The organism is Arthrobacter sp. UNC362MFTsu5.1 (assembly GCF_000685965.1).
Lineage (GTDB): Bacteria > Actinomycetota > Actinomycetes > Actinomycetales > Micrococcaceae > Arthrobacter.
In genome coordinates, this window is sequence record NZ_JMLE01000021.1 from 41,991 (window position 1) to 60,224 (window position 18,234).

Consider the following 18,234-nt stretch of genomic DNA (forward strand, 5'->3'; position numbering starts at 1 on the left):
GGGCAGCGGACCAACCCCGTCAGCTTGCCAGCGTTAGGATCTTCCCGTCTGCCAGGGCCTTCCGGGACAGTGTTTTGTAGCCTTCCCGCTCGAACAGCACCGTGATGGTGTCCTCCTCGTGCCGCATCACCAGGCCCGGCCCCCATTCCTTATGTACAACTGAGGCCTGGAGCGGAAAAGGGTCACCGCCCGCGGCGGCCGCTGCGGCGTCGTCGTAATCCTCCGCGTAGGCGGAGCCGTCGGTGCAGGTATCGCAGTTGCCGCAGGGTTCGGGGAGGTCCTCGCCGAAGTAGCCCAGCAGGAACTGGCGCCGGCAGGCGCGGGTCTCTGCGTAGCCGCGCATCATTTCAATGCGGGAGCGGTCCACCCGCTGGCGTGCTTCGGCATGTTCGACGGCGCGTCCCACCACCGCGGGCAGCTTGGCTCCCGCGTCCAGCCGGACGCCGCGCTTGCCGGTGCGGACGGCGCGGGTTTCCTGCAGCTGGTTCAGCAGTCCGGTGAGCCTGCGCGGGGAGAAGCCGGTCTGCTCGGCCAGGGCCTTCTGCTTCACCGGCCCGCCGGCGGCGCGCAGTGCCTGGAGGACGGCAAGGAGCGATTCCTCGTCCGGGGCATGGGTGCCGAAGAACTTGCGCAGTCCCAGGTCCTCGGAGCGGTAGTGGAGGACGGCGGCGGCGGGTTGCCCGTCCCGCCCGGAGCGGCCGATCTCCTGGTAGTAGCTGTCCAGCGAGTCGGGGATGTCCGCGTGGATGACGAAGCGGACGTTGGGTTTGTCGATGCCCATGCCGAAGGCCGTGGTGGCCACAACCACGTCGAGCTCGTCGTCGAGGAACTGCTGGTGGACGCGGTCCCGCTCGCCCTGTTTCCGGCCGGCGTGGTACGCCTCGGCGCGCAGGCCCAGGGCCGTGAGCTCGGCGGCGTAGGCCTCGGTGTCCTTCCGGGTGGCGGCATACAGCAGCCCGGGACCCTTGAGCTCCGCCACCTGCCGGGTTACGGCGCGGCGCTTGTCCTTGTCCTTGTGGTGGCGGACCACCTCCAGCCGGATGTTGGGCCGGTCGAAGCCGTGCACCAGGACCACCGGGTCCTTCATCCGCAGGCGCTGCTGGATTTCGTCGCGCACCGGTGGAGAGGCGGTGGCGGTGAGGCCGACGACGGGCGGGTTGCCCAGGTGCTCGCGGACCTCGCCGAGGCGCAGGTAGTCGGGGCGGAAGTCGTGGCCCCAGGAGGAGACGCAGTGAGCTTCGTCCACCACGAGCAGCGGGATGTCCAGGGCCGCGAGCCGTTTGACTGTTTCGGTCTTGGCGAGCTGTTCGGGGGCGAGGAAGACGAAGACGGCGTCGCCGTTTTCGGCGGCTTCCCATGCGGCGTTGTTTTCGGCATCGCTGTGGCCGGAGTTGATGGCGACGGCGGCCTGCCCGCCGAGGGTCTCGACGAGCCCGTCCAGCTGGTCCTCCTGCAGGGCGATCAGCGGGGAAACCACGACGGCGGGACCCCGCCTTGGGCTGTTCCGGTGCAGTTGGAGCGCGGCCACCTGGTAGATGGCCGACTTGCCGTAGCCGGTGGGCATCACGGCGAGGACGTCCCCGCCGGCGACGAGGGCGCGCATTCCGGCCAGCTGGCCGGCGCGGAGGCGCGGGAGTCCGAAGGTGTCTGCCGCGAGCCGGCGGAGGCCGGCGTCGGGATCCGGGGTGGTGCCAGTGCTGCAAACTGTTTCGGTGCCCGGGACAGTCCCGGTGGGGACTGCGGGGGCGGGGGCCTTGGCCATGACGGCAGCTCCGTGGGGTGCGATCCGGCGGCCGGGCGTCTTCAGCCGAGGGTGCCAGCATAACGTGGCGAGGGCCCACCTCGTGGGGCTGCCGAAACCGTGCTGCGGGCTGCCGCAACTACACCGCGGCCACCGCAAACCAGAATGTTACAAACATCCTGGGGATTAGCTCAAGGCTCCATCAAGGTTGGGCGAAGATCTCCGCAGTTTCCCGGAGTGCCGGACCGCGGGGAAATACGCTTCTGATTAGCAACATTTCGGCTTTAGAAAAAAGGCCCGGCCATCGCCGGGCCTTTGTTTATGGGGGCAACATTGTCGAATTACCAGACCCTTTTCGGTCCGTCACCTACCAGCACGGGCCCCGGCCCGAGGCCGCCGCGCAAGCCGCGGGTTTCAACTTTCATGGTGGGCGGCTTCACGGCCCTGTTTATGCTCATCGGGTGGTTCAGCAGCGGGCTTGGCGGCGCGCTGATCTTCCTGGCCATCTCTGCCGGCCTTACCGGCCTCTACGTCCTGGCGACCGGCCGCCGTTCCTGGGCGTGGCTGCCGGCCAAGCGGAAGGCGGGCGCCGTTGCGCTTGCCGTTTCCTTTGCCCTCCTCATCGCGGGTGGCTCAGTGGTGCCGCGGACGGATTACGGGAACGTCCAGGCCGCATCGTCGGAGAGCACGGCGTCGTCAGCCACAGCGGCGGCGAGCCCGACGGCGAAAGCCACGGTGACGCCGTCGTCCGCTCCCACCGTCCAGGAGACGGGCGCCCCGCTGGATCCCGAAAGCCCGTACCTGTTGGCGCAGGGCGCCAGCGTGGCGGCGCCAAAGACGCAGCCTGCGTTTGCCACCAAGGCGATCGACCTGCTGGCCACCCTGCCGATCAAGGGCAGGGCGCCGAAGACGGGCTATGACCGCGCCCTGTTCGGGCAGGCCTGGGCGGACGTTGACCGCAACGGCTGCGACACCCGCAATGACATCCTCAAGCGCGACCTGACGGGCATCACGTACACCAACAGCGTGCCCTGCAAGGTGCAGTCCGGGACGCTGGCGGACCCGTACACCGGCACGAGCATTAAGTTCCTGCGGGGGAGTGCCACCAGCAGTGCCGTCCAGATCGACCATGTTGTGGCCCTGAGCGACGCCTGGCAGAAGGGCGCTCAGCAGCTGACCACCGAACAGCGGACAGCCTTCGCCAACGATCCGCTGAACCTCCAGGCGACGGACGGCCCCACGAACATCAAAAAGGGCGACGGCGACGCCGCCACCTGGCTGCCGCCGAACAAGGCCTTCCGCTGCGAGTACGTCGCCCGGCAGATTTCGGTGAAGGCCACCTACAGCCTGTGGGTCACGCAGGCGGAGCACGATGCGATGGCCAGGATCCTGGCCGACTGCTCGGGCCAGCTCGCGCCGACCAACGAGAAGGCGCCGGTGGCTGCAGCTCCGGCACCTGCTCCGGCCGCCGATGCGCCCGCCCCGTTTGTGGCGGTGCCTGCCCCGGTGGCGCCCGCGCCGGCCGCTGCTGTGCCGGCTCCTGTTGCTCCCGCTCCTGTTGTTCCGGTCCCGGTTCCTGTCGCACCGGCCCCGGCTGCCGCGTACTACGCCAACTGCGCGGCGGCGAAAGCCGCAGGTGCCGCGCCGCTGTACGCCGGCTCAGCGGGCTACCGCCCTGCGCTGGACCGCGACCGCGACGGCATCGCCTGCGAAAGCTAGACCATCCACATCACTTCACAGTTTCAAACATTCCAAGGGGGAAAAATGAAGAAGACACTGGTACTTGTTGTGCTGACCGGGCTCATGCTAACCGGATGCGGTGGCAAGCAGGCGGCATCGTCCGCAACCGCGGTTGCAGAAGTCTCAGACGCTGTCACGGTTCCAAGCGTGATGGGCTTGACCCTGGATAAAGCCACGGATCAACTGGAAGACCTCGGGCTCAAGGTCAAGGCGGAGGACACCGTCGACGGCAAAATGATCATCTCGGAGAAGAACTGGCAGGTGACGTCCCAGGACCCAACGGAGGGCACGAAGGTGGCGAAGGACTCCACCGTGCACCTCGGCGTCAAGAACCTCGAAAAGGAGGCGGCGGAAAAGGCTGCCGCGGACAAGGCGGCTGCTGAGAAGGCTGCGGCGGAAAAAGCTGCAGCGGACAAGGTTGCGGCTGACAAGGCTGCGGCGGACAAGGCGGCTGCAGATGCGGCCGCGGCCGCTGCGGCGGCCGCGAAGTTGGCGGCCGAACAAGCGGCGGCGCGGCAGGCCGTCCCGCAGGCACCGGCACCTGCGCCGGTTGCTCCCGCTGCGCCCGCACCTGCGCCGGTCGCCCCGGTGCCGGGCACCGCCTACTACGCCAGCTGCGCCGATGCGAAGGCAGCAGGCGCCGCGCCGATCTACGCCGGTCAGCCCGGCTACCGTGCCGGTCTTGACCGCGATAACGACGGCACGGCCTGCGATAAATAATCGGCGCTTTCCGGAGCAGCTGTTCTGCCGTGGTTACTTCCTTCTCTGAAAGGTAACCACGGCAGCCGGCTTTAAGGACAAAGACTCTTTTTCGGACAGGTGAACTAGTGCACTGTCTCCCTCTGCCGTGGCTCTGGTTCGCGCTCCTGAGGACTTAGTATCGAGTCGGATTTGAGCGCAAGCAGCCCTGAAAGCAGTGCCGCGACCAAGATTGACGCAAACGCCAAGGACGACGAAACACCCATGAGGTACGTGGCAGCCGTGAGGCTGAGGGGGCTGGAAACCGTTTCAAGAAACTGGACGGCCGTCATGGTCTTACCGAGATCAGTGGAAGCAATCTGTTGGTGGATAAGGGACGTGCGCCCCACAGTCCAGGCAATCCCTCCGGTGCAGACGATAAAGAGAGCACTGGCCACAGCGATCCACGAAGGGACGAAGAAGAGCAACGAGCCCCCAGCCATGAGCCACGAGGAACGCTGCATGAGAATGTTTGGACGCCAGCTTGAAAACAGCCCGGACAGGATTGATCCGCAAAACAGGCCGGCGGCCGCGGCTGCACCCACAATCCCCACTTCGGTAGTTGAGCCGCCCAGGCCAGCGGAGGTTTGGAAGATAGCCAGGGTTGAGAGAGGCGCGGACAGAAACCCGATCAGGATGACTGTCCCGGCGAAACGCCACCAGCCGTGCAATTGAGAGAGTCTCCTGTACCCCGCGGAAAGCTCTTGAATAAAGCCTGGCCGATCGGGCGCGCTGCCTGGACGGTCCGGCCACGGCAGGAAGTTCATGATCAACGCGATGACGGTGAAAGAGACAGCGTCCACGGCCAGCAACCACCAGGGACCCCAGACAGCACTCAAAGCTCCGCCGATGGCCGGCCCCACGATGGAAGCCGATGTCCATGCCGTCGAGACTGATGCATTGAACTTTGCTGTGCCGTCGCCATACATTTTCGGGATGGCAACGAAGGTTGCGGTTCTGGCGAACATGTCGAGGCTGCCGCGCAGGAAGGCGCCGAGTACAAGAACCCAGAATGGCGTGTGCCACGGCCCGATAAGGAGTGCCATAGCTGCAACCACCAGCGCCTGACCCCAATATCCAATGTGGGTCATGGTGCGCGGCGACATACGGTCGGCCAGTCCTCCGATGAGCACTCCGGGAAAGGCCTTTGGCAGCTGGGATGCGACGGCAACGATGGACATCTGGGCAAGGCTGCCGCTCGTTTGAAGCACGATGAGCGGCAGGGCGATGTTGTACGCGCCGCCGCCAAGCGAATTAACCCACATTCCCGTCAGGTGCAGACGCCGCTGCCATGGCTTTGCTGGAGACAATTTACTTTCCTTGGTACGCGTGGAGGATGGTGGCAAGATCGGACTGCTTTTCTACTGAGGTCAGTAGCCATTGCATGGCGGGAGCCTGCCAAAAGCTGATGTTCCAGGTACGGGCAACCATCACGTGGAAGAGGGTGGTGCAGCATGGGACCAGGATCCGCCATCTTCCGGGAAGAACGAGCGCGAGAGGCAGGGCGAGTAATTCGAGGAAGGGAATTGCCCGGGTAATGATTCGAACGGGCCGGGCAAATCTCGCCTGGGCAAAGGGATGGCTGCCAGATGCCCCTAAATGCGAGTGGTAGATGTGATTGGCATCCCCGCGTCGGACCCAGGCGTCGAAGCCGTGGATCAGTTTGGACAGGCCAGCTTGGGTGTAGGGCAGATACAGAGCTACACGTGACACTGAGAGCGGCAAATTTGCGAGCCGCGGGTCGGTCTTCGCGGAGTGGGGCCACTGGCTTACGGCAAGGACCGCCTCGATAAACGTGTCATAGGGCCATCGGCCCGGAAGGGACCGGGCATCTGCGGCACGAGTTCCAAGAAAGACCCCCAGGGCCGCCCGCCGGAGCCAGGAAGGGTGCCTTGAATCGGAACTCGTGAACACCTCGCTCGCCGCTGCTGCCAGTAGCAAGCCGGCTGCAATGCCTTGAGCCCCCGGGATGTTGGGGAAAGTGGAATCGCGACCCGAAGTCGCGGCCGGAGGATCGAGGGCAGCCTTGTAGTCGCGCATGGCAGCTGGGCCTGGTCGTAACGTGACTGCCACTGCGGCGACGATCCACAATGCGGCAGTGCGTGCCTGCCGCAAACTTGCTGGCTTACTGCGCATCTGATGGAACATAGGTATACACGACTTCCCTTTCCTGGGGCATTCCCCGCACGGTGGTCTCTACCCAGATTTCCATCCTGGATAGGGGGACGTTGGGTAGATTTGCGGGCGCTCTAACCTCGTCAAATGACCTCCACCGATCCCTGCGCAGTCTGCGGAGAATCCTTTGGCACAGGACTTGTTTCGGATGGTCCTCGTCGCCCATGAAAACGTCTGCAAACACTGCCCCGGCCCGGAAGAACTGGGTCGGAATGCAGTTTGCGGGCCCGCAGGCTACTACCGTTCCGTCTGAAAGGTGGAACTCGACGGCGAAACGGGAGAGGCGGTCGCCGAACTTCGCATTGAACATGTTGTTGGATGCAATGGGCCAGAAGTTCCTGTTGGCAACGGTCGACACCAGTGAAGCGACCGTAAACGCCCCGGCCAGTGCGACCAGTGCCTTGCTGCTGTTGACGTCAGGTGCACGCAGCACAGTGGATATTCCTGGCGAAGTCTTCAAATTCCGACGACAGTTCCAGTGAGTCAAAGACCAGTCTCCGACCATCCAGCTGCGTCGAGCCGGTAAGCAGATAGCGGAACACTTCCATGGCGGCAATCGACGCCACGATGGAATTGAGCGGGCCGAAGCTGGGCGCCTGGTAGGCCGAGTTGAAATTTGTCGTAGTGAGGGACGCCGTGGAGTTCGTCCGTCCGTCGTTATCCGTTGCCGCGCACAGCAGACATGGAGTTTCGCCCGGCCTGACGACCGGCCCCACCACTCCACGTGTGTCCTGGTAACCGGCACAGGTAAAGTTCCGGAAATAATGGACGCTTCGTTGGACCACTCGAGCACTTCCTGGGGAGTATCGGCGGATACAACTACGAAGTCTGAATCGTGAAAGATCGGCAGGAGGTCCTCGACGCCTGAGATCATTGACGTGACTTCGATGGTGTTGACTTCGGGCGCTCGAAGCGCAAGATTCTTTGCAGCCGCTTCGATCTTCGATTTGCCGACGTCCTGGGCGGTGAAGAGATACTGCCGGGTGAGGTTGCTTTTCTCGACGGAATCTCCGTCCACCAGCACGATGGAACCGACCCCGGCCGTTGCGAGCTGCATGGCCACGTTGGTTCCGATGCCGCCGACGCCGATGAGCGCTACCGTTCGGGTGCGGAGCAAGTCACTGGCTCCCGGGCCTGTGCCGTGAGCCAGCGCGAAGTACAGATCATGGCGGCTGTATTGCCCTGAAAGGTCGATCCTGTAGGGCACCAAAATTTCGGCGTCGATGAGTTCCTCGATGACTTGCCCGGAGCTTTCGCCAAGCAGTAGTTGGGCCTCGTTGCCCAGTTCATCGAGTGTGCGCGGTTGTGATGCAAATCCAAGCAATTCCGCCAGCCCGTCTGGTGCGTCTTCAATTTCGATTGCATTGGGTGGTGCCAATCCGATGTGCACGGAGGTGTCAGTTGTGACGACGGGAAGCGACTGCTTGAGGGAGTAGGTCGTGGCTGCCAATTCTTGCCTCCAATTAGGAGTGGGGACCACGCAATGCGTGGTCCCCACTAATTCTTCTTGGTTCAGTTGAACACGAAGTTCAGCTTGGAACGGCGCTTGGTCAGTCGCTTGAGCTTCAGCACGGGATCACTCCTCTAGGTTTATCAATTTGTTGGACGGATTGAATCTACGACATCTGTCACAGATTTGACAAGCCTGTTGACTGGAAATTCTTTGTATGCCGAATCGTGTTACAAACGTAGGTTGCAACGCGTATAGAGTCGTGTGCATGTTTGAACTTGTTGTCCCGGAAACATCCTTCTACCCGTCGTTTGCCGAGTCTCACCGTGAGTGGGGCGGCGCTCACCAGGACGGTGCCGGCCTGTTCCCAGACGACGACGTCACCAGCCCGGAGGGGTTCGCCGAGTGGGTCCAAAGACTCTCGCGTGCTGAACGGGCTGCCGAGGCGGGCGGCATTGTTCCTTGCACCTACCGGTGGATCACGGAGGGCTCGCGGTACGTGGGGGCGATTGCCTTCCGCCACTACCTCACCCCGGCCCTCCTGAACTCGGGCGGGCATATCGGATACGGGGTCCGGCCGTCCGATCGAGGGCGGGGGGCGGCATCGTGGGCTTTGCACGAAGTGTGTGCCCGTTTGGCTGCGCAGGAAGAGCATGATCGCGTTCTTCTGACCTGCGATGATGCAAATGCAGCGTCAGTCAGGACTATCGAGCGCTGTGGAGGCCTGCTCGAGGACGTGAGGATGGGCGGGAACGGGCGGCCATTTAGGCGCTACTGGATTGATGTGGCGCGGTCCTAAGTCAGACGGGGCTGGTGCGACTTCAAGCTAAAGCATCCGCGCCAAGAACGCCCCACGGTCCTGCGGACGGGGTTCCAGTTCTGGATGCCCTCGGTGTCGTGCCGCATGCGGTCACGGTTCAGCAGCCGGATGCCCGCCTGGTCGGCTATGTCCAGCACCGTCCGTCCAGGTGCCGGGGACCCCAGTGACCGTGCATGTCCCGGCGTTAGTCCGTGTTCGTCTTCCCACGCCGGACGTGTCGGTGGTGCAGCTCGTAGCTGTCGAACACATCGGCGGATGTGGTTCCGGAATGGCCGAATTTGCCGCGCAGGACTTCCGCGAGACCGTCAAGGGCCGCGTGGAGCATCCGTCCGGCGAACTGCAGTTCAGGGCTCTCGCTGCGCTGGGCGTCGAATGCCAGTTCCTGGGCGTAGGCAACTGTGGCCGGAAGGGAACCGCGCAGCTCCACTTCGCGGAAGTAATAGGTTTCGTGGAACGCCAGCAGGTCTATGCTCACCGACGCCACATTTCCGGCCATCGACTCCAGCAGCCCGGCGGCGTGCTTGGGGTCCAGTGACGATACGCCCGCCGGGCCTGCAGCTTCCCTGAACAGGTTCAGTTCGTGGGCGAGGGCACGACGGCGGTTCAGGGCCGGGTAGGTCTGCAGGATCCAGGTGACCGTTGCTGTCAGCAAGCCGAAACCGGTGACGGCCTGGAGGGCCACAACCAGCCTGAGTAGCGGATGCACCGCCACAATGTCGCCGAACCCCACGGTGGAGAGGGTGACCAGGGAGATGTAGAGGGCTTCGGCGAAGTCGGCCCGCAGGGGAACGCCGGCGCCGTAGACAAAACCCTCCGTCAGATGGGGCAGGTAGAGCAGGGCCCAGCCGATGGCGGCCAGGCTTGCCCAGGCGCCGATGACAGCGGCCATCGCCAAGGGGGCTGCGATGAAGGAGCCCCGGCCCCGTAGTTTTCTCGAGACCAGCCAGAATCCGCGGATGATCGTCCGGCCCAGGGGCCCGGAACCGTGCGGATAAAGCAGCGTGCGGAAGACGTCGACGATCATCAGCAGAACCAGGCCGAACCCCAAAACCGTCCAGAGCGTGTCCTCGAAGTCCATGGCCTCATCTTAGGGGCGCATGCTTCCTGAGGAGCAGCAAGCGTGCGACCATCAAAAGTGCCGGCAGCCCGTGGGCGCGTCGACGGCCAAGGTTCCCTCGAGGAGGGGCCGGAACGACGTCAAGGGGAGCGTTGTGGGTGGAGTAGTTCGTTCGAAGGATAGGGCCCTGCCGCGCTGGGCCAGCACCGCCGTCGTCGTCTATTTGTCGGTGACGTTTGCCGTAGTGGCAGCTGTGCTGCTTGGCAGCGGCTTGTTACTGGACCTGGACACCGGGTTCAAGGAGGGCCTGCTGCTCGCCATGGTGGTGCTGACGCTGCCCGTGTCATTCGCATATTTCGTCATCGGCACCTTTGACGCCAGCGCCCTATTGGGCCTGACCACGGTTCTCTACTATTTCGGATACCTCGTCCTTGCGATCGTCAACGCGGGCCTCTTCCGATGGATTGTCCTGAGCGCCCGGAAGCGCAAACTGGTTCCGGCCGCCGGCACGGCCCACACCATGCCCGCCGCCACGCCCCGGTATCCGAGGGAGAAATTGCGCGGGATAACCCCGGACGTCGGGAAGCTCTGGTGGGCCGTGCCGGTGGCGGTGCTGCTAAGTCTTCCGCAGTGGATGGTGGCGGGTTTTGCCTGGTGCGGGATCAGCGGTTGCAGCGGCGGAGGCTTCGGGGTGGCCACCGGGTCCGAGTGGATCGCGGTGATCCTGAGCGCAGTCAACGGCGTGATCATGGCTGTAGCCGTGTTCGCGGTGCGCTGGCTGTATCCCACCGGCAAACGTGCCCTCATTGCCTTGGTGGCAGGGACGCTGTTTGGCCTGCTGGGCGCTGCAGTCACCCACGGGTAGCGCCTCAGCAGCTAGATGGGGTTGCCGAACTCGCGGAGCGTAATTCCGGTGAAGTTGGCCGGGCCGCCGTCGGTGTAGAACGAGATGCCGGTGTCGCCGTCGGCGAAGTGCACTTGCTGCGAAATCACCGTGTGCCCGGCGTTCACGAACACTTCGACGCTCTGCGTGTCAACGAAGATGCGCAGGTGCACCGACCGCGCGTTGGCGTCGATGGGCGCGGCAGCACGCGAGTAGGGCGCGAGCGCGAAGCCGCTCTGGTCCGAGGGCGCGCGGTCCACGTACAGCTCGCCGCCATACTTGCCAACGTTCGTGTGGCGCAGGCCGTCCGGGGAGCGGCCCACCGAGACTCCGACGTTAGCAGCCGCGTCCCAGGAGATGTCGAGCTCCAGCTCGTAGGCGCGCCCGTTCCACGGCAGCACGGAGCTGCCGTTGACCGTGCGGTCGGGCAGCGTGGTGGTGGCGGTCACGTAGCCCGACAACGCTTCGACCGGCGTACTGAGCAAGCTGTACCAGCCGCCGGATTGCTGCTCCAGCCGCAGTTCCCGCACGATCGAGTTCTGCCCGTTGTACCCGTCGGACGCATCGGTGGGCACGTCGCGGGCCGCGTACTTCCAGTTGTTCATCCAGGCGACGGCGAGGCGCTTTGTCTCCGGCGCCTCGACCGACGGCCACGACACGGCGGCGTACCAGTCCCAGCCCCAGTCGAGCCACTGCGGTGTGAGGTTGCCGGTGATGAACGCCGTGCCGTTCCAGGTGCCCGTCCAATACGCGAAGGTCATCGGCAGGCCCACGGTGTAGGCATCCATGCTAGCGCCGAGCACCCAATGCCGTGTGCCGTCGCCGGCGGTCATCTCGAACAGGTCCGGGCACTCGATCCCGCCGAGGGCGTGGTTCGGGTAGTCGAAGTTGGATTTCCACTGCCAGTCCCGCAGGTTCGGCGAGGTGTAAAAGGCCGCGTAGCGCGCCCGCCCGATCACGCACACCCATTCGCTGCGAACCGCGTCCCAGTGGATCTTGGGGTCGCGGAACCACTCTGCGTTGTCGATCTCTGCGGGTGTGGTGGCCGTGCGGCCGTCCGTGTTGACGATCACCGGGTCGGGGAGCGCCGTGAAGGTGTAGCCGCCGTCGGTGGACCAGTAGAGGTACTGCTCCTGGTACTTGCGGATCCCGCCGGTGGGCTGTGTTGCGAGCGCGATCACCGCCCCCGCGCCGAAGCCGGCGGTGTTGGCGGTGTCGACGACGGCGGATCCGGACCACACCGGGAAATCGGGTTGCAGGGGCATCACCGTGCCGTGGTGGGTGAACGACACGCCATCGCTGGTGGTCGCGTGGTCCCAGCCGCCTTGGCCGTTGTTCTGCCCGGAGTGCAGGTAGTAGAGCTGGTGGGCGCCGTTGGTATAGACGGGGCGCTGCGGGTCGCACAGCCAGCCCGACGGGGGAGTCATATGAAAGACGGCCCGCAGGGATGACCGGGCATGCGCTGCAGCGGGGACGGCGCTGTTGGCGAAAAGCGTAAGGGCTCCGATGCCTGCGCCTTGCAGGGCAGTGCGTCGTGAGATGTCGTGCGTCATCAGGTGGTTCCTCTCAACGTTGAGGGGCGCAGACTCTTGCCGGCTACGCAGACGATAGTGCGAATCGCCGATGGTGGTCAAGCGTTTAATCAAAATGGATCCGCCGCTGCCCCGGCGCGGCACGGCTTGGCGGCTACACAAAAAAGAAAGTTTGCTAAAACGCTTGATCACCAACCATGGTTGGCGCTAGGTTCATGGTGATCAAACGCTTTAGCAGAATGGACATCAGCGCAGATGAAACGCTCAGTCTTCTTCCAGCCCACCGATGGATGGGTTGGTGACCTTATCCCCTTCGAGAAGGACGGGGAGTTCTGGCTCTTCTACCTCCACGAAGTACGCTCGGACCCGAAACCCGGCACGTCATGGAACCTCGTCACCACCAAGGACCTCACGCAGTTCGAGGACCACGGCGTCGCCCTGCCGCACGGCACCGAGGACGACCTCGACTTCAACGCCTACACGGGCAGCATCGTGGTTGACGAAACCGGCATCCACCACCTGTTCTACACCGGGCAGAACCCGCGCAACCTGGGAGCGGACGGGGCGCCTCTCCAGCTGGTCATGCACGCCACAAGCACCGACGGAATGCAGTCCTGGACCAAGCATCCCGAACTCACTTTCGGCGCCCCGGACGGCTTCGAGTCCGGGGACTGGCGGGATCCGTTCGTGTTCCGGGATGAGAGCGCAGGCCGGTGGCGGATGCTGCTGGCGGCCCGGCACTCCGCCGGACCGGAACGGCGCCGCGGCGTCATCGCCCAATGCGTCTCCACCGACCTGATGACCTGGGAGTACGCGGAACCGTTCTGGGATCCGCGCCGCTACATCACGCATGAATGCCCGGACGTCTTCTCATGGGGCGGCTGGTGGTACATGGTCTACTCCGAGTTTTCCGAATCGTTTACCACCCGGTACCGCATGGCCAAGAGCCCCGACGGGCCGTGGACCGTCCCGGACCGGGACAGCATCGACGGCCGGGCGTTCTACGCCTCAAAGAGCGCCGAACGGGACGGCCGCCGCTTCTTCTTCGGCTGGATCGCCAGCAAGGAAGGAAATTCCGACGACGGCGCCTGGCAGTGGGCGGGCACCATGTCCGTGCTGGAAGCCCGCCAGAACCCGGACGGGACGCTCGCGTTCGGCTTCGCCGACGAACTCGTGGACAGCTTCTGGGACGATGTCCCCGTTTCATTGACGGGCGGGCTGCCTGCACGGCTGGACGCGCCGGACGGGTACACCGCCGTCGTATCCGACGAGGTACTGCCCGGCCAGTTCTATGCCAAGGCTGTGCTGGACATCGCCCCCGGCACCACAGAATGCGGGCTGCTGCTGCGCTCCAGCCAGGACGGGGACCACTCGTACGTTCTGCGACTGGAACCGAAACGCGGCCGGCTCGTCTTCGACCGCTGGCCGCGGGCCATCACCGGAGGCGCCCAATGGCACGTGTCCGGGGACGTCCCGTTCGACGTCGAACTGGAGCGCCCCTGCGATCTCGCCCCCGGCCCCCACACCCTGGAGGTGATCGTCGACGGCGACCTGTGCGTCGCCGTCGTCGACCGGCAGGTTGCGCTCAGCACCCGGATCTACGACCTGCCCGCGGGACGGATCGGCCTTTTCGCCGGCGAAGGATCCGTCACCGTCACGGACCTTGAGATACGTAAACGCACCGACAACTGAACATCCGCACCCCAATTACTGACCCAATCAAGGGAGATTGCCGCAATGAAGAAACTAATCCGTGCTGCCGCCGTCGCAGCCGCCGCAGCCCTGGCGTTGTCAGCCTGCGGCGGCGTCGGAGCCTCCAGCGACCCGGCCAACGTCAGCCCCACCGGGGAGATCAAACCCCGTGAAATTTCGTGGCTGCTGTCACGTCCGGCCGACGGGGCAGTCATCAACATCATGAAGAAGCTCGCTGACGACTATGCCAAGGACCACCCGGGCTTCGCACTGAACCTCATCACCACCCCGGACCGGCCCTCCTACATCCAGAAGCTGGAGACCCTGGCAGCAGCCAACAAGCTGCCGGAGCTCTTCGATACGGACGCCACGCCCTTCGCCCAGCATCTGGCAAAGCAGGGCAAAATGGTCGACGCCGAGAAGCTCCTGAAAACGCTGGACATCTACGATGACTACCGGCCCGGGGCACTGGACTACCAGCGCTTTGACGACGGCTCCCTGTACATGATCCCGTTCCAGTTCGAGCTGGAGTACTTCTGGTACAACAAGGCGCTGCTGCAAAAGGCCGGCGTCACGGTACCGAAGTCCCTCGACGACATCCCTGCAATGTGCACGGCGCTGCGCAGTGCGGGGATCACGCCGATCGCCATTGACGGCCAGGACCAGTGGCCGCTGGAACGCTACGTGGCCTATCAGCCGTTCCGGGCAGCCGGCCCGGAGTTCGTCCAGAAGCTGAAGAAGGGCGAGGCGGCGTTCACCGATCCTGCCGGGCAGAAGACCGTTGAGTGGATGGCCGCGCTGGGCAAGGCCAAGTGCTTCCAGGACGGCTTCTCCGCCCAGGGCTACTCGGACGCGCAGAACCAGTTCACGTCCGGCCAGGCGGCCATGTACAACATCGGCACGTGGGAGCTGCCAAGCCTGGCCACCGACAAGCTGAACTCCGCAGTCCGGGACGACGTCGACTTCTTCACCCTGCCCACCACAGCCGGTTCGGCGACGGCGGCCAACGAGTTCGTCTCCCCGTCCGGCATCGGAATGGCGGTCAACGCCAAGACCTACGATCCGCTGGTGAGTGACTTCCTGAAGTTTGCCCTGGCCAAGTACCCCGCCGAGTACGCGGCCACGGGTGCCCTCTCGCCCACCACCAATGTGCAGACCACGGTCCCGGCCAACGCCACCCCGCTGTACAAGAAGGCGCTGGATACGGCGGACACCCTCGGGGCAAAGCAGGCCATGCCGTGGGACACCCAGCTGGACCCCACCACCAACGGCAGGCTCCAGCAGGAACTCGTGCTCCTGGTTCAGGGCAACATCACGCCGGAGCAGTTCACCAGCACCATGGACAGCACCATCAAGCAGAACGCCCCCAAGTTCTTCAAGTAAACCGCAGCGGCGGGGGACCGGAAGGTCCCCCGCCCGAAAGGCCCAGCCATGCTTCCCAACCGGTCAAGGACCTCAGTCCTGGTCTTCCTGCTTCCACCCTTGCTGCTCTACTGCGCAGCCGTGCTCTTCCCGATTCTCCAATCGTTGTTCCTCAGCTTCTTTTCGTGGAACGGCATCAGCGACATGGAGTTCATCGGGCTGGACAACTACGTCCGGATGCTCACCGCCGATGACATCTTCTGGCGCTCATTCTTCAACGCGCTCCTCTACCTGGCCATCTGCTTGGTCCTGCAGCTCGGCGGCGCCCTGGTTGTAGCCAGCCTGCTCACGTCCCTGCGCCGGGGGCGGGAGCTCATCAAGACCCTCTACCTGCTGCCGGCCGTGATCTCCACGGTGGCCATCGCGTTCCTCTTCGTGCGCATCTACTCCATCGACCCGGTGGGACTGCTCAACCAGCTGCTGCACTGGATCGGGCTCGGCACCTTCGAGCGCGCCTGGCTGTCCGACGTCAACACGGTGCTTGCCGCGGTCTCCGCTCCCGAGGGCTGGCGGTTCACCGGGCTGTACATGCTCATCATCTACGCCGCGCTGATCGCCGTGCCCAAGGAGCTGGAAGAAGCTGCCGTTCTGGACGGTGCCTCAAAGTGGACGCTCTTCACGAAGATCCGCTTCCCGTACATCAGGCCGGTGTGGATCACCACCACCATCATGGCCACCACCTACGGCCTGCGCGGCTTCGACATCCCCTACCTCATGACCAACGGCGGCCCCGGCCAGTCCTCGGAACTGCTCACCACGTACATGTACAAAACAGCGTTCACCAGCACCGACTTCGGGTACGCCAGCACCATCTCCGTGTTCATCGTTATCGAGTGCCTGGTCGCCGTCGGCCTCATCCTGTTCATGCTCAAGCGGAAGGCAGACTCTTGATCACCCAAACAGCCCCGGCTACTCCACCCGCCGCCGTCGTGCCCCCCACACCCGCCATCCCAAGGCGACGCCGGAAGCCCAGCCTGTACCGGACCCTGTCGCGGGTGCTGATCATGCTGATCGTGATCGTCCAGGTCTATCCGCTCGCCTGGCTGTTCCTGACCAGCCTGCGCACCGAGCATGACTTCGCCACCGGCGACCCGTTCGCCCTGCCCAGCTCGCTGACATGGGAGAACTACGCACGGGCGTTCGAAACCGGCGATCTCGGCAGGAACATCCTGAACAGCTTCATCGTCACCATGGGCGCCAACGTCCTGATCGTCCTGTTCGGCATGATGGCCGCCTACGCCATCCAGGTCCTGGGTTTCCGGCTGAGCAAGTTTGTCCGCGGGCTGTTCCTGATCGGAATCATCGTTCCCGTCCAGATCGCCCTGGTCCCGCTGTTCATCGACTACTCAACAGTGAACCTGCTGGACACCTACCAGTCGATGATCATCCCCCTGGCCGGCTTCGCGCTGCCCATGTCCATCTACCTGTTCTCATCGTTCTTCGAATACATCCCCCGCGAAACCTACGAGGCCGCCTCCCTTGACGGCGCCGGGCCGTACCGGATCTTCGGACTGATTACGCTGCCGCTGTCGCTGAACACAGTGGTCACGGTGGTGCTGGTCAACAGCATCTTCATCTGGAACGACTTCATCTTCGCCAACACGTTCGTTCTCTCCGAGGACCTGAAAACAATCCCCCTGGGCCTGCAGAACTACATCGGCGCCATGGGCAAGGTGGACTGGACAGCCACCTTCGCTGCCGTGTGCGTCACCATCACGCCCCTGCTCCTGGTCTTCCTCGTCCTGAACAAAGCCATGATCCAGGGCTTGGAAAGCGGGGCGACGAAGGGATGACGGCCATGGCAGATGGATATACTCCTGATGGAGGACAGATGATTTCGCAGGAGAAAGACTCAGGCAACGCGGCCACCCCCGACGTTCCTGTGAGGAAAAGCCGTGCCCAGCCGGTCACCCTCCGCGAAGTAGCTGAAGCAGCCGGTGTGTCCACTGCCACGGTGTCGCTGGTGATCAACAAGAAGAAGAACGCCCGCATTGCCGAGCAGACGCGTCAGCGCGTCAAGGACGCGATCCGGCAGCTCGGGTACCGCCCAAACGCGATGGCGAAGACGCTGGTCAGCGGCACCTCACGGTTCATCGGCCTCGTCGCAGACGGTGTGGCTACCACCCCGTTCGCGGGTCAGATCATCCACGGGGCGCAGGACGAAGCCTGGAAGCACGGCTACGCGCTGCTGATCGCCAACACCGAGGGGAACCGCGACCTGGAAACGGATGCGATCGCCATGATGCTGGAATACAAGGTGCGCGGCATCCTGTACTCCACATGGTTCCACCGTCCCACTGTGGTGCCGGAGACGCTTCGCGAGGCGGACTTCGTCCTGGTCAACTGCTTCTCGCCGGAGCCCGGCGCTGCCCGTGCCGTGGTGCCCGACGAAGAGCAAGGCGGGAAGTCCGCGACGGAAATCCTGCTCCGCGGCGGCCACCGGCGCATCGCCTTTATCAACGCCACCACCCCCGCGCCCGCCAGGGACGGACGGCTCCAGGGCTACAAGGATGCGCTGGAGGCTGCCGGAATTCCGTTCGACCCGGACCTGGTGCTGGAAGCCTATCCGGACCAGGAAGGCGGCTACGGCGCCACCGAAGAGTTGCTCAAGCGCAACGTCGCCGCTGTGTACTGCTACAACGACCGGATGGCCATGGGACTATACGACGGCCTGCGGGAAAACGGGCTCTCCATTCCGGATGACATGGCCGTGGTGGGTTTCGACAACCAGGAAGTTATCGCGGCCCACCTTCGGCCTCCGCTGTCCACAGTGTCCCTGCCCCACTACGAACTCGGGGCGGCAGGAGTGCGCATGCTGCTGGGCCTGGACGAGGCCTCCAGCGACGCCGCGGTGAAGATCATGTGCCCCGCCGTTGAACGGGCATCCGTGGCGGTGCACTCGCCGGCGTAGGTTGCTTGGGTTGCGGGGCTCGTGGGGAAAGCACGACGGCGGCACGCGGTTGGGTGCCGGCGTCGCCTCGGTC

The 18,234-nt window shown here is 64.3% G+C and carries 15 protein-coding genes and 1 pseudogene; 9 read left to right on the forward strand and 7 right to left on the reverse strand.

The features are described from left to right. Nucleotides 1-19: 19 nt before the first annotated feature. Nucleotides 20-1,762, reverse strand: a complete 1,743-nt coding sequence (locus BS38_RS25555) for a RecQ family ATP-dependent DNA helicase (RefSeq protein WP_081818956.1) — start codon at nt 1,760-1,762, stop codon at nt 20-22. A 402-nt stretch (nt 1,763-2,164) separates the two neighbouring features. On the opposite strand from BS38_RS25555, the gene BS38_RS0117725 reads away from it, so the two are divergent. Continuing rightward, a complete protein-coding gene (locus BS38_RS0117725; protein ID WP_331280058.1) occupies nt 2,165-3,460 on the forward strand; it encodes a GmrSD restriction endonuclease domain-containing protein in 1,296 nt (431 codons plus the stop codon). A 45-nt stretch (nt 3,461-3,505) separates the two neighbouring features. Continuing rightward, entirely contained in the window at nt 3,506-4,201 is a 696-nt protein-coding gene (locus BS38_RS0117730; RefSeq protein ID WP_028272019.1) for an excalibur calcium-binding domain-containing protein, read from the forward strand. A 104-nt stretch (nt 4,202-4,305) separates the two neighbouring features. On the opposite strand, the gene BS38_RS0117735 is transcribed toward BS38_RS0117730, so the two are convergent. The 4 genes and pseudogenes from BS38_RS0117735 to BS38_RS27905 form a co-directional block, all read right to left on the reverse strand. Next, nucleotides 4,306-5,529 (reverse strand): MFS transporter, encoded by a 1,224-nt coding sequence (locus BS38_RS0117735; protein WP_028272020.1) that lies wholly within the window; start codon nt 5,527-5,529, stop codon nt 4,306-4,308. Between the two features lies 1 nt (nt 5,530). Continuing rightward, nucleotides 5,531-6,259: a hypothetical protein gene (locus BS38_RS0117740; protein WP_231511314.1), complete on the reverse strand. Its 729-nt coding sequence runs from the start codon at nt 6,257-6,259 to the stop codon at nt 5,531-5,533. 551 nt (nt 6,260-6,810) lie between these two features. Further along, complete coding sequence (locus BS38_RS27680) at nt 6,811-7,179, reverse strand: TOMM precursor leader peptide-binding protein (RefSeq protein ID WP_331280059.1); 369 nt, start codon at nt 7,177-7,179, stop codon at nt 6,811-6,813. Between the two features lie 77 nt (nt 7,180-7,256). Beyond that, nucleotides 7,257-7,892, reverse strand: a pseudogene (locus BS38_RS27905) (ThiF family adenylyltransferase); the annotation flags it as partial. 220 nt (nt 7,893-8,112) lie between these two features. Between BS38_RS27905 and BS38_RS0117755 the strand changes: the two are divergent. After that, nucleotides 8,113-8,643, forward strand: a complete 531-nt coding sequence (locus BS38_RS0117755) for a GNAT family N-acetyltransferase (protein WP_028272024.1) — start codon at nt 8,113-8,115, stop codon at nt 8,641-8,643. A 205-nt stretch (nt 8,644-8,848) separates the two neighbouring features. Here the strand turns inward: BS38_RS0117755 and BS38_RS0117765 are convergent, their stop codons facing one another. After that, complete coding sequence (locus tag BS38_RS0117765) at nt 8,849-9,742, reverse strand: potassium channel family protein (RefSeq protein WP_028272025.1); 894 nt, start codon at nt 9,740-9,742, stop codon at nt 8,849-8,851. A 133-nt stretch (nt 9,743-9,875) separates the two neighbouring features. Between BS38_RS0117765 and BS38_RS0117770 the strand changes: the two genes are divergently transcribed. Then, nucleotides 9,876-10,586 carry a hypothetical protein gene (locus BS38_RS0117770; protein WP_028272026.1) on the forward strand — a complete coding sequence of 237 codons (711 nt, stop codon included), beginning with the start codon at nt 9,876-9,878 and terminating at the stop codon, nt 10,584-10,586. 11 nt (nt 10,587-10,597) lie between these two features. On the opposite strand, the gene BS38_RS0117775 is transcribed toward BS38_RS0117770, so the two are convergent. Continuing rightward, nucleotides 10,598-12,157, reverse strand: coding sequence for a glycoside hydrolase family 32 protein (locus BS38_RS0117775; RefSeq protein ID WP_028272027.1), 1,560 nt, complete (start codon nt 12,155-12,157; stop codon nt 10,598-10,600). A gap of 234 nt (nt 12,158-12,391) precedes the next feature. Between BS38_RS0117775 and BS38_RS0117780 the strand changes: the two genes are divergently transcribed. From BS38_RS0117780 to BS38_RS0117800, 5 genes are read left to right on the forward strand one after another with little or no spacing between them, the layout of a single operon-like run. Further along, the gene (locus BS38_RS0117780) at nt 12,392-13,828 is read left to right on the forward strand and encodes a family 43 glycosylhydrolase (protein WP_028272028.1); all 1,437 of its coding nucleotides are present in this window, start codon (nt 12,392-12,394) and stop codon (nt 13,826-13,828) included. A 45-nt stretch (nt 13,829-13,873) separates the two neighbouring features. After that, the gene (locus tag BS38_RS0117785) at nt 13,874-15,211 is read left to right on the forward strand and encodes an ABC transporter substrate-binding protein (RefSeq protein WP_028272029.1); all 1,338 of its coding nucleotides are present in this window, start codon (nt 13,874-13,876) and stop codon (nt 15,209-15,211) included. 48 nt (nt 15,212-15,259) lie between these two features. Next, nucleotides 15,260-16,141: a carbohydrate ABC transporter permease gene (locus tag BS38_RS0117790; RefSeq protein WP_028272030.1), complete on the forward strand. Its 882-nt coding sequence runs from the start codon at nt 15,260-15,262 to the stop codon at nt 16,139-16,141. Further along, nucleotides 16,138-17,043: a carbohydrate ABC transporter permease gene (locus BS38_RS0117795; RefSeq protein WP_028272031.1), complete on the forward strand. Its 906-nt coding sequence runs from the start codon at nt 16,138-16,140 to the stop codon at nt 17,041-17,043. Before BS38_RS0117790 ends, BS38_RS0117795 begins: the two co-directional genes overlap by 4 nt. 38 nt (nt 17,044-17,081) lie before the next feature. Then, complete coding sequence (locus BS38_RS0117800; RefSeq protein WP_156037168.1) at nt 17,082-18,161, forward strand: LacI family DNA-binding transcriptional regulator; 1,080 nt, start codon at nt 17,082-17,084, stop codon at nt 18,159-18,161. Nucleotides 18,162-18,234 lie beyond the last annotated feature (73 nt).

Bases quoted from the DNA above. Each gene is read 5' to 3' on its own strand.
- BS38_RS25555 (WP_081818956.1), bottom strand. From the start codon at position 1,762: ATGGCCAAGGCCCCCGCCCCCGCAGTCCCCACCGGGACTGTCCCGGGC.
- BS38_RS0117725 (WP_331280058.1), top strand. From the start codon at position 2,165: ATGGTGGGCGGCTTCACGGCCCTGTTTATGCTCATCGGGTGGTTCAGC.
- BS38_RS0117730 (WP_028272019.1), top strand. From the start codon at position 3,506: ATGAAGAAGACACTGGTACTTGTTGTGCTGACCGGGCTCATGCTAACC.
- BS38_RS0117740 (WP_231511314.1), bottom strand. From the start codon at position 6,259: ATGCGCGACTACAAGGCTGCCCTCGATCCTCCGGCCGCGACTTCGGGT.
- BS38_RS0117755 (WP_028272024.1), top strand. From the start codon at position 8,113: ATGTTTGAACTTGTTGTCCCGGAAACATCCTTCTACCCGTCGTTTGCC.
- BS38_RS0117765 (WP_028272025.1), bottom strand. From the start codon at position 9,742: ATGGACTTCGAGGACACGCTCTGGACGGTTTTGGGGTTCGGCCTGGTT.
- BS38_RS0117775 (WP_028272027.1), bottom strand. From the start codon at position 12,157: ATGACGCACGACATCTCACGACGCACTGCCCTGCAAGGCGCAGGCATC.
- BS38_RS0117780 (WP_028272028.1), top strand. From the start codon at position 12,392: ATGAAACGCTCAGTCTTCTTCCAGCCCACCGATGGATGGGTTGGTGAC.
- BS38_RS0117785 (WP_028272029.1), top strand. From the start codon at position 13,874: ATGAAGAAACTAATCCGTGCTGCCGCCGTCGCAGCCGCCGCAGCCCTG.
- BS38_RS0117790 (WP_028272030.1), top strand. From the start codon at position 15,260: ATGCTTCCCAACCGGTCAAGGACCTCAGTCCTGGTCTTCCTGCTTCCA.
- BS38_RS0117800 (WP_156037168.1), top strand. From the start codon at position 17,082: ATGATTTCGCAGGAGAAAGACTCAGGCAACGCGGCCACCCCCGACGTT.